Genomic DNA, 14,954 nt, shown 5'->3' on the forward strand with positions numbered 1-14,954 from the left:
TTGGGGATGGACAACGATAAAGAAATACTTTTTCTTTAGAAATTAGTATTTCTATTTTAAAGTACATATTAGCTGCGGCTAATGCGTAAGAACCACTACATCATAAATGATTAGTGGTTCTTTATTATTTCTGTCCCACTCCATTGTTTTATAAATGTAGTTTTGAAATAAAAGTGATACAGATATACATAAATACCATAAATACAATATGTGCCAAGAGCCACCAAATCCATTCCGTCGCATTAAATACAAAGAATGATCTTTGAGCGATGGCAATGAGGAAAGGATACATACCGATAAATATCACTAGTAAAGGTAGATAGGCTAAGTGATAGAGTAGTTTTGATATATTGTAAAGTACCATGAAGATGAGATAAATCATCACACCTATAGACAGATGTATGATGACTTCCATCCATGTTGGTATAAGATTAGGATTAACTAGAAAATCTATATTTAATAATAGTTGTGTTAGATGCTTATGCTGTAAGAGTACATCTATCGTCATAGTACTGAGTAATAATATAAAAGATGAAGCAACAGCGCTTAAAAAGTGGTAAGTCAGCCTAAGAATAATATCACTCCCAGTTCGCGTTTGATTTAAATTTTATTCCCTAATACGGATAAAATATTCATTCAAAGGAGATATCATGTTTATTTAGTTAGAATTTTCGGAAAATATTTACAAATCTGAAAATTATTAGTATATTGAGTACTATCATCAAATCGAAATCATTTTATAACTGAAGCATTTGAATCATCTTTTTAATCGTCAGTAATGAAGTGAAGTTTAATTAAGGAAGGATGATTTGATCATGAGTAAAGCACAAGACTTAATAAAAGAAGATGAGCAATATTTTGCTAAATCTGGCAGAATCAAATATTATCCTTTAGCCATTGATCATGGTTACGGTGCAACGCTAGTAGATGTTGATGGAAAAGAGTACATCGACTTATTAGCCAGTGCAAGTTCACAAAACGTGGGCCATGCGCCTAAAAAAGTCACCGAAGCGATTAAAAAGCAAGTTGATAAGTTTGTCCACTATACGCCAGCGTATATGTACCATGAGCCGCTAATTCGTTTGTCTAAAAAGTTATGCGATATATCACCCGGGGATTATGAAAAAAGAGTGACATATGGTTTGAGTGGTTCAGATGCCAATGATGGTATTATCAAGTTTGCTCGTGCATATACAGGACGACCTTATATCATCAGTTTTACAAATGCGTATCATGGTTCAACATTTGGTTCACTTTCTATGTCGGCAATTAGTTTGAATATGAGAAAGAAATATGGTCCGCTTTTGAATGGCTTTTATCACATACCTTTTCCTGACAATTATAGAGGTTTATTTGAACAACCTACTCCGAATACTGTAGATGAATATTTAGCGCCACTTAAAGAAATGTTTAATAAATATGTTCCAGCTGACGAAGTAGCATGTATTGTATTAGAAACGATACAAGGGGATGGTGGTCTATTAGAACCTGTGCCAGGCTACTTTGAAGCTTTACAAAGTATTTGTAGAGAACATGGCATTCTAATTGCGGTTGATGATATTCAACAAGGATTAGGACGTACTGGGAAATGGAGTTCAGTAGAGCACTTCAACTTTACACCAGATTTAATTACGTTTGGTAAGTCACTTGCCGGAGGATTGCCTATGTCAGCCATTGTTGGTCGTAAAGAAATCATGGAGACGTTAGAAGCACCGGCACATCTATTTACTACTGGTGCGAATCCAGTTAGTTGTGAAGCGGCCTTAGCTACACTTGAGATGATTGAGGAAGAACAGTTACTTGAAGCAAGTCTAGAAAAAGGTGACTATGTACGTCAAACAATGGATAGATGGATTACTGATTATAAATGTATTGGAGATGTCCGTGGTAAAGGATTATCAATTGGTATCGATATAGTATCTGATCCAATTCAAAAGACGCGTGACCCTGAAGCGGCATTAAAAATTTGTAATTATTGTTTTGATAAAGGTGTAGTTATCATAGCAGTAGCAGGGAATGTGTTAAGATTTCAACCGCCACTAGTTATCTCATACGACCAGTTAGATTATGCATTATCGACACTTGAGAAAGCGATACAAGCGTTAAATCGAGGAGATTTAGACCAATATGAAATAGAAGGTCAAGGTTGGTAAAAGGAGTTTAGGCTATAAATAAAAGAGCGATTCCACACATGATAATCATTGTGGAATCGCTCTTTTAATGTTTTGATTAAGATTTTTTAGGAGATTTGTAGGCATCATCACGATCTTTTTTAGAATGTCTCATGCCATAAAGTAAATAGATAAATATACCTATAATAAACCAAATCAGTGTATATAATTTTGCTTCAAAACTTAATCCCCAGAATACTAATAGAACTAGTATGAAAGTGATTGCGGGTAATACTGGGTATAAAGGCAATTTGAAAGATGGTATTGGTAAGTCTTTACCTTCACGCTTTCTAAGTTGATACATTGCTAATGAAACAAACATAAATGCAACTAATGTTCCTGCTGAAATTAATTGAGCTAAGAAAGCAAATGGGAACATTGATCCGATTAAGACACCAATTACTGTTAAAATAACTAATGCTCTATTTGGTAAATGTTTGTTATTTAATTTACCTAGCCAAGAAGGTAATAAACCGTCACGACCAAATGAGTATAATAGTCTTGATCCAGCAAGCATCATACCAATTAAAGCAGTAAACATACCAATGACTGAGATAGCTTGCACAACTGCGGCAACAATACCGTGACCACTTTCACGTAATGCCCAACCTACTGGTTCAGCGTTGTCCGCATATTGACTGTAATGGAACATACCTACTAATACTAAAGCAACTGCAACAAATAGTATAATAGCGACTAATAATGATCCTAAAATTCCTCTTGGCATTGTTTTTTGAGGGTTAATCGCTTCAGCAGAGTTGGCAGCGATAGAGTCAAATCCAATATATGCTAAGAAAATCATAGATACACCAGCATAAATACCTTGCCAGCCACCAAAATCACCTGCATCAGTAACCTTGTGTTCTGGAATAAATGGTACATAGTTGCTAAAGTTGATAGCAGTTAGTCCTACAATGACGAATAAGATAATTGCTAACACCTTTAAAATAACTAAAATATTTTCCATACGTGCAGCTTCACTCATACCACGTGATAATAGTAAAGCAGTTAAGATAATAACTATGGCTGCAACAATATCAATCACGCCACCATCACTACCAAATGGATTGGATAATGCTTTTGGTAATTCAATACCTAAGGGTTTGACTAAACCTCGTAAGTTAGCAGAAAAACCAGAAGCCACAAAGGCGACAGCAATGAAGTATTCGGCTAGGAGCGCCCAACCGGCAACCCAACCAAAAAATTCACCAAATAGTACGTTAATCCAAGAATAAGCAGAACCTGCAAATGGCATAGTAGAAGCCATTTCAGCATATGTAAAGGCAACTAATCCTGCTACAATGGCTGCAAGTAAGAATGATAATGCAACCGCTGGTCCAGCATGCTCAGCTGCTACAACACCAGGTAAAGTAAATATAGACGTAGAAACAATAGTACCTACACCTAATGCAAGAAAATCACGAACACGTAATGTTCTTTTTAAATGACCATCTTTGCTTTGATAGATGGATGGATCTTCTTTTTGTGTTAATCGTTTAAAAAAACTAGACATAATAAACCTCCGTATATCAATGAGTTATATTTAACTGTCATTTTAATAATTTATATCATAGCATAAAAAACACATATTTTGTCTAAAAATTCTGAAAAATCAAAACTTTCTTGTTCACTTCTGTTATACGTGACATCAATTCGCATTATGTTATATGTCTACAAAATGGCAGTAGCTATCTAAATTGTATATTAATGTATTACAATTAGAGCTATCCTTGCCGAGGTGACACAATGAAATAAAGTGATTAGTTATTTCTGTTTCACGCTCAAATTTAAAAGGATAAACTTGATTATAACAGAAAATAACGGGATAAGAAGTATTTTTTTATAAATGTGAACGATATTTTAGCTTTTTACAACATATTCTATAGAATAAAGGTATATGAAACTTATCAATGAACGATATGTGTCATATTACTATTATAAAAACGTTGAGGCGATAACGATGGCTTTAGAAAAATTTATGAGAAGAAATATATATCAGAGTAAAGAAATGGCTATACTCTTAACCTTTGTTGGTGGATATATTGATGCTTACACCTTTTTAAGTCGTGGAGGTACACTAGCAGCAGGTCAAACAGGAAACATTATTTTTCTTGCTTCAGAGTTGTCACATAGAGATTTAAGAGGCGGTATGTTGAAGGTTGCTTCGGTTGTCTCCTTTATGATTGGCGTAATGTTTGTATCTTTAATTCATCATCAATTGGCAACACGGTATTGGAGATTAGTCTCATTAATACCTATTACATTAAGTTGCCTCGTTGTAGGATTTTTGCCAATGAGTATACCTAATTTGTATATTTTACCACCATTAGCATTCGGTATGGCAATGCTAACAACTTCATTTAGTAAAATAGAAGGTGAAGGTTATAATAATACCTTTTCAACTGGGAACCTTAAAAATGGTGTGATAGCATTGAGTGAATATATATTAAATGGTGATACCGCCCAATTGAGAAAGGCTAAACTTTACATTAGAATAGTATTAAGTTTTATTATTGGAGCTATTATTTCAGCAGAAGTTCAAAAATATATAGGCACCTATGCCATATTAGTTGCAGCAATGATTCTAGTATTAATATTTATCTTTTATAGTATATTAATTTATAGAAGAGAGCATACAGTGGAATAACTTTCAAAAATCAAATTAAGAGGTTAGTGCTATGGAAATAAAACAGATAAAATATTTTGTTGAAACTGTTCGACGCGGTGGTATGACGCAAGCATCTGAACATTTATATATTGCACAGTCAACAATTAGTAAAGCAATCAAAAGTATAGAAAATGAATATGATATTACATTATTTGATCGTTCACAAAAGCAAATTAAACTGACAGACATCGGTCAGACATTTTACGACAATAGCTTAGAGTTTTTAGCATTGTTTGAGAAACTATCATTAGAAATGAATGATGTGATGAATGTTCAAAAAGGTCATATTAGAATAGCGCTATCACCAATGATGAATGTTCAATTATTTACAGATAGTTTAAATCAATTTCACCAACTATATCCGAAAGTTACCTATGAAGTAATGGAAGGTGGAGGTAAAATAGTAGAAAACCTCACAGAAACAGATGAAGTGGATATAGGTATTACGACTTTACCTGTTGATGCAACTTTATTTCATTCGGTACCATTATATAATGAAGAGTTATTACTCGTTGTGAGTAAAGATCATGCATTGGCACAACAAGAAAAAGTGGATTTAGCCGAACTTAAAGAAGAAGAGTTTGTGCTATTTCATGATGATTATTACTTAAAAGATCAAATTATCGAGAACTGTAAACGATTAGGCTTTTATCCGAAAACTGTAGCTAATATCTCCCAAATTAGTTTTATAGCGAATATGATTAGTCAAGGTATTGGTATTAGTGTCGTACCAGAAAGTTTAGTACATTTAATGGGAGATAATGTGAAAGCATTGAAACTCGAAAATGCAGAGTTATCATGGCATCTAGGTTTAATCTGGAGGAGAGATGCATATCTTAATTTTGTGACACGCGAATGGATACAATTTATAAGGGACTTAAGAGAGAAGTAGTAATTCTTTAATACAAATAAATAAGTGAATTGAAAATACTTTGGTGTCAGTCATTGTACATCAAAGTATTTTTTCATTACTTTTTTCTATATATAATGTATTCCTTTTAGGAATGTTATTAATCGAAAATATGTATTTTATTAATACTTCAAGAGGGACTATAATGAATGATGTAAGGCACATAAAACCAACAAATTGGTGACGTTAACATCATTCATCCCCTTGTATGTTTACACATAAAATTTAATAAAGTATATTTAAAATGAAGCAGGATTTAATTGTAATTTACTATAAATGAATGAGATAAAAAGGTAAATTTTAATCTTTATCTCTACTAAGTGAAGGAGTTTTTCAATATGAAAAAATTTGGCAAAAAAGTTGTTTTAGTTGGAGACGGCTCAGTAGGTTCTAGTTATGCATTTGCAATGGTAACACAAGGTATTGCAGATGAATTTGTAATTATTGATATTGCTAAAGACAAAGTGAATGCGGACGTTCAAGATTTAAACCACGGTGCACTTCATAGTGATTCACCAGTTATTGTTAAAGCTGGAGAATATAGTGATTGTAAAGATGCTGATTTAGTAGTTATTACTGCAGGAGCACCACAAAAACCAGGTGAAACACGTTTACAATTAGTAGAGAAAAACACAAAAATTATGCACAGCATTGTGACAAGTATAATGGATAGTGGCTTTGATGGTTACTTCTTAATTGCGGCAAATCCTGTGGATATCCTAACACGCTATGTCAAAGAATTAACTGGCTTACCAGCTGAACGTGTTATCGGTTCAGGTACAGTATTAGACTCTGCAAGACTTAGATATTTAATCAGTAATGAGTTAAATGTAGCGCCTGCAAGCGTTCATGCTGCTATTATAGGTGAACACGGTGACTCTGAATTAGCGGTATGGTCTAAAGCGAATATTGCTGGTATTTCAGTATTCGATACGCTTAAAGAACAAACTGGTAGTGAAGCTAAAGCACAAGAAATTTATGAAAAAACTAGAGACGCTGCATATGAGATTATTCAAGCTAAAGGTTCAACATACTACGGTATTGCTTTAGCCTTATTAAGAATTTCAAAAGCCTTATTAAACAACGAAAACACTATTTTAACAGTTTCTTCACAATTAAATGGAGAGTATGGATTTAAAGATGTATACATTGGTGTACCAACATTAATTAACGAAAATGGTGCAAGTAAAATTTATGAAACACCATTAAGCGATCACGAAAAAGAATTGTTTAAACAATCTGTTGAGGCATTAGAAGCTTCATATGATTCAGTGAAACATCTTTTAGAACAATAGAACATGAATGATCCATCTTTAATGTATGAATGAGCAACGGGGAATTGATTTCACACTGATGTTATCGTAAAGATAAAATAAAATGTGAGCATTGGAAGGAAATGAATATAATGGCAGACAAAAAATATACTGCAGCTGATATGGTCATAGACACATTAAAAAATAATGGAGTAGAATACGTATTTGGTATTCCAGGTGCAAAAATTGACTATTTATTTAACGCACTTGAAGACGATGGACCTGAACTTATTGTTACGCGTCACGAGCAAAACGCAGCAATGATGGCCCAAGGTATAGGACGACTAACTGGTAAACCAGGTGTCGCACTTGTAACGAGTGGTCCAGGTGTCAGTAACTTAACGACCGGACTATTAACAGCAACATCTGAAGGAGATCCCGTATTAGCTTTAGGAGGACAAGTTAAGCGAAATGATTTATTACGTTTAACACATCAAAGTATAGATAATGCGGCATTATTAAAATATTCAACAAAGTATAGTGAAGAAGTACAAGATCCTGAATCTTTATCAGAAGTCATGACTAATGCTATGAGAACAGCAACATCAGGTAAAAATGGTGCGAGTTTTATTAGTATTCCACAAGATGTTATTTCAGCACCAGTAGAATCAAAAGCTATAGCACTATGTCAAAAGCCCAATTTAGGTGTTCCTAGTGAGCAAGATATAAATGACGTGATTGATGCAATTAAAAATGCAGCATTTCCTGTTTTGCTCGCTGGTATGAGAAGTTCAAGTGCGAATGAAACAAATGCTATCCGTAAATTAGTTGAAAAGACAAATTTACCAGTAGTTGAAACATTCCAAGGTGCTGGTGTCATTAGTCGCGATTTAGAAAATCACTTCTTTGGTCGTGTAGGATTATTCCGTAACCAAGTAGGAGATGAATTGCTTCGTAAAAGTGATTTAGTTGTCACAATTGGTTATGATCCGATTGAGTACGAAGCAAGTAATTGGAATAAGGAATTAGACACAAAAGTGATCAATATTGATGAAGTTCCAGCAGAAATTACAAATTATATGCAACCTACTAAAGAATTAATTGGTAATATTGCAGGAACTATAGAAATGATATCTGACAAAGTAGATGAACCATTTATTAACCAACAACATTTAGATGAATTAGAGCAGTTAAGAGCACATATTGTTGAAGAAACGGGTATTAAAGCAACTCATAAAGATAGTGTATTACATCCAATCGAAATTATCGAATCTATGCAAAAAATGTTAACGGATGATACTACGGTTACCGTTGATGTCGGAAGTCATTATATTTGGATGGCACGTAAATTCAGAAGTTATAATCCGAGACATTTGTTATTTAGTAATGGTATGCAAACGTTAGGTGTTGCATTACCTTGGGCGATTTCAGCAGCACTAGTACGTCCAAATACACAAGTTGTCTCAGTAGCTGGTGATGGTGGATTTCTATTTTCAGCACAAGATTTAGAAACAGCTGTTCGAAAAAATCTAAATATCATACAATTAATTTGGAATGATGGTAAGTATAATATGGTTGAGTTCCAAGAAGAAATGAAATACGAACGTTCATCAGGTGTAGATTTTGGTTCAGTTGATTATGTGAAATACGCAGAAGCTTTTGGTGCAAAAGGTATGCGTGTCACAAATCAAGAAGAATTAGAAGCGGCTATCAAAGAAGGCTATGAAACGGAAGGCCCTGTATTGATAGATATTCCAGTTAACTATAAAGATAACATGAAGCTTTCAACAAACATGTTACCTGATGCATTTAACTAATAAAGATGAACACAAATTAGGAGTGAAATCGTTTATGACTAATGTCTTATATCAACACGGAACATTAGGGACATTGATGGCAGGTCTATTAAAAGGTACTGCATCAATTAATGAACTATTAGAACATGGTGACCTAGGTATTGCGACATTAACTGGTTCTAATGGAGAAGTGATATTTGTAGATGGTAAAGCCTATCATGCGAATGAACATAAAGAATTTGTTGAACTAAAAGGTGATGAGTTAACACCTTATGCAACAGTGACAAAATTCACAGCAGATACAACATATCAAACTAAGGATAAAACTTCTGAAGCTGTTTTTGATGAAATAAAAGAAAAAATGCTCAGTGAAAATTTATTTTCAGCAGTGAAAATTTCTGGATTGTTTAAAATGATGCATGTACGTATGATGCCTGGTCAAGAACCACCATACACTCGTTTGATTGATTCAGCACGCAGACAACCTGAACAAACCGAGACATATATCAAAGGATCAGTAGTTGGATTCTTTACACCGGAACTCTTTCATGGTGTAGGTTCAGCAGGATTCCATGTACACTTTGCTAATGATGATCGCAACTTTGGTGGACATGTATTAGATTTTGAAGTTGAAGATGTTAAAGTTGAGATTCAGAACTTTGAAACATTCGAACAACATTTTCCAGCTCATGATGAAACATTTACAAATGCTAATATCGATTACAAAGATATTGCTGAAGAAATAAGAGAAGCCGAATAACTATAAATGAAGCCTGAGGTAAGTCATGTCTTGCCTCAGGCTTTGTTACGTTATTAGAAATATCATTAAAATTGAGATTGATAAGCCGATAAAAATGCATATACCGTATCAAGGTAAGGTGTCGTTATATGATATTCTTGAGCCTTCTTATAAATGTATCCTTGTATAGACTCCATTTCTAAAGGTCTTCCAGATGTGATATCATAGTACATACTTGTTCCCATCTGATCAGGATACCCCTCATATATTGTCATAATAGAGTCGAGTGTGTTTACATCAAAATTGAGTCCCTCAGCACGAGCTACGGAAATCCCCTCTGAAATGATGCCACGACAAATATTCCGAATATGTGATGATCGTAATAATTTAGCAGTATCTCGGCCCAATGCAGTAATTGAATTGATCCCCAAATTAACTAATAGTTTATACCATATCTTTTCTTCTATATTCTCTTCGAGTATGATTTCAATATTCGTTTGGTTGGTTAACTTTTGTAATTTTCGAGTCCTTGGTGTATCTTTCAAGTGAAGGCGATAGTCTCTAAAATGAGTGACGTCATTGTTATTTTTTTGACCACTGATATACACAACGGCCTGATATGAATTTGGAAAAGGTATGCGCTCTAATTGTCCATAGCCATTTTGAGCGAGAATGATGATCGTCTCTTCATGGATAATAGGTGATAATTGAGTAATGACTGTTTCTAATTGATATGTTTTAACTGCAATAAATACAATATCAAGTGGTTGCGTTATATCTTGATAAGGCGTTACAGAAATTGTTTTAGATTGATGCCCATTTTCTGGGAAATAATTTAGAGTAACTTTTTGTTTTCCAATGAGTAAAGTGTCAGGATATGCTTGCTGTAATTCAATAGCAATCGTTGTTCCAACGGCACCTGGGCCAATAACACCAATTGTCATAATATTATTCTTTCCTTTCTGGGATAGATTCATTATACTATTGCTTAATAATATAGGAAATTGAGGATGAATTGAATTGAAAACTATAGCTCAGTTAGTAGAAATGAAAGAACAAAGCAATAAAATTTCAATGGTTACTGCTTATGATTTTCCTAGTGCAAAGCAAGCACAACAAGCAGATATAGATATGATTTTAGTAGGAGATTCCTTAGGAATGACTGTGTTAGGTTATGAAAGTACAGTTCAAGTTACAATAAACGATATGATTCATCATGGTAAAGCGGTTCGACGTGGTGCATCTGATACATTTGTAGTCGTAGATATGCCTATTGGTGCGGTGGGGATTAGTGATGAATTAGATTTGAAAAATGCATTAATGTTGTATCAACAAACAGAAGCAAACGCGATTAAAGCAGAAGGTGCACATTTAACTGCATTTATTCGAAAAGCTACTCAAATAGGTATTCCTGTTGTGGCACATTTAGGATTAACACCGCAAAGTGTTGGTGTTATGGGATACAAATTGCAAGGTAGTACCAAAGAAGCGGCATTACAATTAATTGAGGACGCGCATCATGTAGAAGAAGCTGGTGCAATTGCACTTGTGCTCGAAGCAATTCCTAGTGATCTGGCACAAGAAATTAGCCAACAATTATCAATTCCAGTTATAGGCATTGGTGCAGGTAAAGATACTGACGGACAAGTATTGGTTTATCATGACATGTTAAATTATGGTGTCGATCGACATGCCAAATTTGTTAAGCAATATAGTGATTTTTCAATAGGTATTAATGGTTTAAAACAATATAATGAAGAAGTAAAATCAGGCGCATTTCCATCCGAAGCACACACGTATAAGAAAAAATTATGAGCGAGGTAAATAAAAATGACTAAAGTGATTACAACGGTAAGTGAAATGCAAAGTATTGCTAAAGAATACAAGAGACATGGTCAAACGATTGGTTTTGTACCAACGATGGGTGCATTACATGAAGGGCATTTAAAAATGATGGAATTATCATCAGAATTTAACGATATCACTGTAGTTAGTATATTTGTTAATCCTTTACAATTCGGTCCAAATGAAGACTTCGATGCATATCCACGTCAAATTAATAAAGATGTTGAAATGATGGAAGAAATTGATGTAGATTATGTATTTTATCCAAGTGTAGAAGAAATGTACCCTGATGAACTAGGTGTAACATTGAAGGTGGGTAAATTAGCTCATGTATTAGAAGGTGCACAACGACCAGGACATTTTGAAGGTGTCGTAACAGTAGTAAATAAATTATTTAATATTATTAGTCCAGACTATGCTTACTTTGGTAAAAAGGATGCACAACAATTGGCTATCGTTGAAAAAATGGTTAAAGACTTCAATCACCCAATTGAAATCATTGGCGTTGACATCGTTCGTGAAAAAGATGGATTAGCTAAAAGCTCACGAAATGTATATTTAACAGAAGAAGAACGTCAGGAAGCCGTTCATTTAAGTAAAAGTTTGAAATTAGCACGTGATTTATATAATAATGGTGAACGCAATAGTTCTGTTATTATAGATGAAATTACACAGTACTTATTAGATTATACAAGTGGTCAAGTTGATGAAGTTGCCATTTATAGTTACCCAGAATTAGAAGAGCAATCTAAAATTCAAGGCCAAATCTTTATTTCATTAGCTGTTAAATTTTCTAAAGCACGTTTGATAGATAATATAATAATTGGAGCTGAATAAGTTGATTAGAACAATGATGAATTCTAAAATTCATAGAGCAAGAGTGACAGAATCCAACTTGAATTATGTTGGAAGTATCACGATTGATTCTGACATTTTAGATGCCGTTGATATACTGCCAAATGAGAAAGTAGCCATCGTCAACAATAATAATGGTGCACGTTTTGAAACATATGTCATCGCTGGTGAAAGAGGTAGTGGCAAAATTTGTTTAAATGGTGCCGCTGCAAGATTAGTTGAAGTAGAAGATATAGTTATAATTATGACTTATGCACAATTAAATGAAGAAGAATTGAAGTATCATGCACCTAAAGTAGCAGTATTGAATGAACATAATGAAATCATTGAGATGATACATGAAAAAGAGAATACGATTGTGTTATAAGTCGTAACATTCGATATAAAATGAAGTCCTAATTCATCACGAGAAGTGGTTGATTAGGACTTTTAATTTTTATTAAATAAAATAAAAATAATATAGAATAGGGCGGTTAAATGGGATATAATTTATCTAAGTAAATATAGCGGAGGAATTGAATAGACATGAAATGTCCAAATTGTGGTCAGAATTATCAACAAGAAGATCAATGTTGTGGTCATTGCGGATACAAATTAACGCGTCAAAATGATCATACAACAACTAGTACAACAGCATCTACAATAAAAGAGACACAACAACATTCTACTAAAACTAACGATGACAATGTGAAAAGTAGAAGAGATAACGAAAACTTTAAACAAGATACAACATCACACCAAACAAAGAGAAAGTTATCTACGCTAGGTGAAAACGATGCGCATTTTGAAGAAGTAATGAAAGATAAAACGGCGTCTTTTGAACATAAAATGAAAGATTTAACAGACGAAAGTAAACAGTTTTTTAACCATGTGTTTAAATCATCAGACCAAAGCGATGTGATATATAGTTATCGATTATTAGTAACGTTAATATGTGCTGGATTACTTTTAAGTACATTATTAATCATCATTCTAGCATCTGATATATTTTTATTATTTCCAGAAAGTTCACCATTTAAAGCTATTTTTTATATGTTAATGATCATCCTAGGTAGTTTAGCTTTATCAGTTACTATTTTATATTGTATCGTGAAATATACTTTAACAACGACGATAGAATTTCATAAGGTTTTTTCAGATTATGTTGTTATTAACACTTTCTCAGTTTTAACATTATTAATTGGATTAGTATTAGCCATTTTATCTATCTTTAAATTAGCATTGATTATCATGCTATTAGCATTTGTACTATTATATATCATCTCACCAACGTACATGTTAGTGAAATATAGTGGTATCTATCCTACAAAATTTGCGAGTATTTATGGTATTATCATTTACCAATTTGTCTTGATGGTCATCGTTTATTTATTAGGGCATATGATTATACAACAATTAATTAATGATTACTTGATGAAACTGTTTGGTAGTGGTTTTAGTGGTTTATTGTAACAGATGTGGTATGCCTAAACATTACTATCTCACTCAATATTGTCCATCTTATTATTCAAAAGGCATTAATAAAAAACATGACAAAAATCATTTGCATCAAATACATGCAGCACATACGTCGCATAGATACCGATTTCGTAAACCACGTAAACCATTGTTTTTGATTGTGGTTTTACTGATGATTATGGTCATTATATTAGTAAGTTGGATATACTATTTTAGATATGAAAATTCAGCAGACAAAAGAATTCAAGCATTTTCAGAGGCAATGAGATATAAGGATAAAGAGCAATTAACATCATTAGTGACCTCAAATCATCAACCATTGACAGATGAGGAAGCGGTGGCATATTTTGCTTTAATCCAAACAATGGGTGGATCCGATAGATATATGAAACAAATCAAATCAGCCATCCATCAGTTAGATCAGAATGAAGCTACATCAAAAGATATCAACATTGATGGTGTGACGATTTTAACGATCAATAAGAAAACGCAATTATATGGTTATATCAAAGAATTTCAATTTGAAATACCCCAATTTCGTTTTATATTAGATGCTAAAGATAATGGTGAATTAACATATCAATTAAATGATAAAAAGCATGAAATACGTTTAGTAAAAGGTCATATTGTGAGTCTTGAAGCAGTACCATTAGGAGAATACAAATTAAAAGCGACTAAAAAAGTGGGTAACCGTACTTACGACGGTCATGTCGTATTAAGTTTAAAGCAGTACGGCACGATGGCTAAAGAAGACTTTAGTGAAAAGCGATTTAAAGTGACGACTAAAAATAGTTATATGTTTAAGAAAGTAGAGTTAGTATTAAACGATAAACATGTAGGAAGAGTCAAAGATTATATCACCTATGGCCCTTATAGCGGAGAAGAAGATTTACTTGTATATGGAGTAGGGTATATAGGAAATCAATCATTCAAATCAAATGAAGTAAATGTACCATCCATTAATAGCGATGAAAGTCCTGTAAATGTCGTACTTAAATTTAATGAGTCGGAAATCTTTAGTCAGACTCGAACTAAAGATAATCATGGTATGACAAAAAATAAATGATATTTATCTTAAGGAGAAGGCGTACAGTACTTCTCTTTTTTGTTGGTTTAATATTGATGATAGTTATTTTATTAGATATTAAAATAAAAAAATTTAGTAAATATTAGTTTAAAGATAATTGACCTATCTAAAAATATAACTAACTTTAATAAAGAATTTTATAAATATTTCAAAAATCGATAGAAAACAACAT

Annotated in this window: 13 protein-coding genes and 1 pseudogene; 11 read left to right on the top strand and 3 right to left on the bottom strand. The window is 33.2% G+C overall.

The features are described 5' to 3' along the window. Positions 1–148: 148 nt before the first annotated feature. Positions 149–577 carry a hypothetical protein gene (locus ssp1_RS12135; protein WP_075778510.1) on the bottom strand — a complete coding sequence of 143 codons (429 nt, stop codon included), beginning with the start codon at positions 575–577 and terminating at the stop codon, positions 149–151. A 238-nt stretch (positions 578–815) separates the two neighbouring features. Between ssp1_RS12135 and ssp1_RS01460 the strand changes: the two genes are divergently transcribed. Then, positions 816–2,153 (top strand): aspartate aminotransferase family protein, encoded by a 1,338-nt coding sequence (locus tag ssp1_RS01460; RefSeq protein WP_075778509.1) that lies wholly within the window; start codon positions 816–818, stop codon positions 2,151–2,153. Between the two features lie 76 nt (positions 2,154–2,229). On the opposite strand, the gene ssp1_RS01465 is transcribed toward ssp1_RS01460, so the two are convergent. Continuing rightward, positions 2,230–3,684, bottom strand: coding sequence for an APC family permease (locus ssp1_RS01465; protein WP_002450460.1), 1,455 nt, complete (start codon positions 3,682–3,684; stop codon positions 2,230–2,232). Positions 3,685–4,131: 447 nt separating this feature from the next. Between ssp1_RS01465 and ssp1_RS01470 the strand changes: the two genes are divergently transcribed. The 5 genes from ssp1_RS01470 to budA all read left to right on the top strand — a co-directional run bounded on the left by ssp1_RS01470 (position 4,132) and on the right by budA (position 9,558). After that, on the top strand, positions 4,132–4,818 hold the full coding sequence (locus tag ssp1_RS01470; protein WP_002450461.1) for a YoaK family protein: 687 nt from the start codon (positions 4,132–4,134) through the stop codon (positions 4,816–4,818). Positions 4,819–4,849: 31 nt separating this feature from the next. After that, positions 4,850–5,731, top strand: a complete 882-nt coding sequence (gene cidR / locus ssp1_RS01475) for a cidABC operon transcriptional activator CidR (RefSeq protein WP_002450462.1) — start codon at positions 4,850–4,852, stop codon at positions 5,729–5,731. 356 nt (positions 5,732–6,087) lie between these two features. Then, a complete protein-coding gene (locus tag ssp1_RS01480; protein WP_049423292.1) occupies positions 6,088–7,044 on the top strand; it encodes an L-lactate dehydrogenase in 957 nt (318 codons plus the stop codon). 110 nt (positions 7,045–7,154) lie between these two features. Continuing rightward, on the top strand, positions 7,155–8,819 hold the full coding sequence (alsS, locus tag ssp1_RS01485; RefSeq protein ID WP_107546699.1) for an acetolactate synthase AlsS: 1,665 nt from the start codon (positions 7,155–7,157) through the stop codon (positions 8,817–8,819). A gap of 34 nt (positions 8,820–8,853) precedes the next feature. Further along, complete coding sequence (budA, locus tag ssp1_RS01490) at positions 8,854–9,558, top strand: acetolactate decarboxylase (protein ID WP_075778507.1); 705 nt, start codon at positions 8,854–8,856, stop codon at positions 9,556–9,558. A 65-nt stretch (positions 9,559–9,623) separates the two neighbouring features. On the opposite strand, the gene ssp1_RS01495 is transcribed toward budA, so the two are convergent. Next, positions 9,624–10,481, bottom strand: coding sequence for an oxidoreductase (locus ssp1_RS01495; RefSeq protein ID WP_075778506.1), 858 nt, complete (start codon positions 10,479–10,481; stop codon positions 9,624–9,626). A 76-nt stretch (positions 10,482–10,557) separates the two neighbouring features. On the opposite strand from ssp1_RS01495, the pseudogene panB reads away from it, so the two are divergent. The 5 genes and pseudogenes from panB (at position 10,558) to ssp1_RS01520 (ending at position 14,761) form a co-directional block, all read left to right on the top strand. Continuing rightward, positions 10,558–11,375 (top strand): annotated as a pseudogene (gene panB, locus ssp1_RS01500) (3-methyl-2-oxobutanoate hydroxymethyltransferase). Then, positions 11,368–12,219 (top strand): pantoate--beta-alanine ligase, encoded by an 852-nt coding sequence (gene panC / locus ssp1_RS01505; protein WP_002450179.1) that lies wholly within the window; start codon positions 11,368–11,370, stop codon positions 12,217–12,219. The pseudogene panB and the gene panC overlap by 8 nt, the downstream one beginning before the upstream one ends. 1 nt (position 12,220) lies before the next feature. After that, complete coding sequence (panD, locus tag ssp1_RS01510) at positions 12,221–12,604, top strand: aspartate 1-decarboxylase (protein ID WP_002450178.1); 384 nt, start codon at positions 12,221–12,223, stop codon at positions 12,602–12,604. 158 nt (positions 12,605–12,762) lie between these two features. Further along, positions 12,763–13,689 carry a zinc ribbon domain-containing protein gene (locus ssp1_RS01515; RefSeq protein WP_107535802.1) on the top strand — a complete coding sequence of 309 codons (927 nt, stop codon included), beginning with the start codon at positions 12,763–12,765 and terminating at the stop codon, positions 13,687–13,689. A gap of 10 nt (positions 13,690–13,699) precedes the next feature. Beyond that, a complete protein-coding gene (locus tag ssp1_RS01520; RefSeq protein ID WP_228077309.1) occupies positions 13,700–14,761 on the top strand; it encodes a TcaA second domain-containing protein in 1,062 nt (353 codons plus the stop codon). Positions 14,762–14,954: the final 193 nt, after the last annotated feature.

Origin of the sequence: Staphylococcus sp. M0911 (genome assembly GCF_003491325.1) — a bacterium.
Lineage (GTDB): Bacteria > Bacillota > Bacilli > Staphylococcales > Staphylococcaceae > Staphylococcus > Staphylococcus warneri_A.

What these genes read in the sequence shown, in the direction of transcription:
- ssp1_RS01460 (WP_075778509.1), top strand. Translation starts at nt 816, where the DNA reads ATGAGTAAAGCACAAGACTTAATAAAAGAAGATGAGCAATATTTTGCT.
- ssp1_RS01465 (WP_002450460.1), bottom strand. Translation starts at nt 3,684, where the DNA reads ATGTCTAGTTTTTTTAAACGATTAACACAAAAAGAAGATCCATCCATC.
- ssp1_RS01470 (WP_002450461.1), top strand. Translation starts at nt 4,132, where the DNA reads ATGGCTTTAGAAAAATTTATGAGAAGAAATATATATCAGAGTAAAGAA.
- cidR (WP_002450462.1), top strand. Translation starts at nt 4,850, where the DNA reads ATGGAAATAAAACAGATAAAATATTTTGTTGAAACTGTTCGACGCGGT.
- ssp1_RS01480 (WP_049423292.1), top strand. Translation starts at nt 6,088, where the DNA reads ATGAAAAAATTTGGCAAAAAAGTTGTTTTAGTTGGAGACGGCTCAGTA.
- alsS (WP_107546699.1), top strand. Translation starts at nt 7,155, where the DNA reads ATGGCAGACAAAAAATATACTGCAGCTGATATGGTCATAGACACATTA.
- budA (WP_075778507.1), top strand. Translation starts at nt 8,854, where the DNA reads ATGACTAATGTCTTATATCAACACGGAACATTAGGGACATTGATGGCA.
- ssp1_RS01495 (WP_075778506.1), bottom strand. Translation starts at nt 10,481, where the DNA reads ATGACAATTGGTGTTATTGGCCCAGGTGCCGTTGGAACAACGATTGCT.
- panC (WP_002450179.1), top strand. Translation starts at nt 11,368, where the DNA reads ATGACTAAAGTGATTACAACGGTAAGTGAAATGCAAAGTATTGCTAAA.
- ssp1_RS01515 (WP_107535802.1), top strand. Translation starts at nt 12,763, where the DNA reads ATGAAATGTCCAAATTGTGGTCAGAATTATCAACAAGAAGATCAATGT.
- ssp1_RS01520 (WP_228077309.1), top strand. Translation starts at nt 13,700, where the DNA reads ATGCCTAAACATTACTATCTCACTCAATATTGTCCATCTTATTATTCA.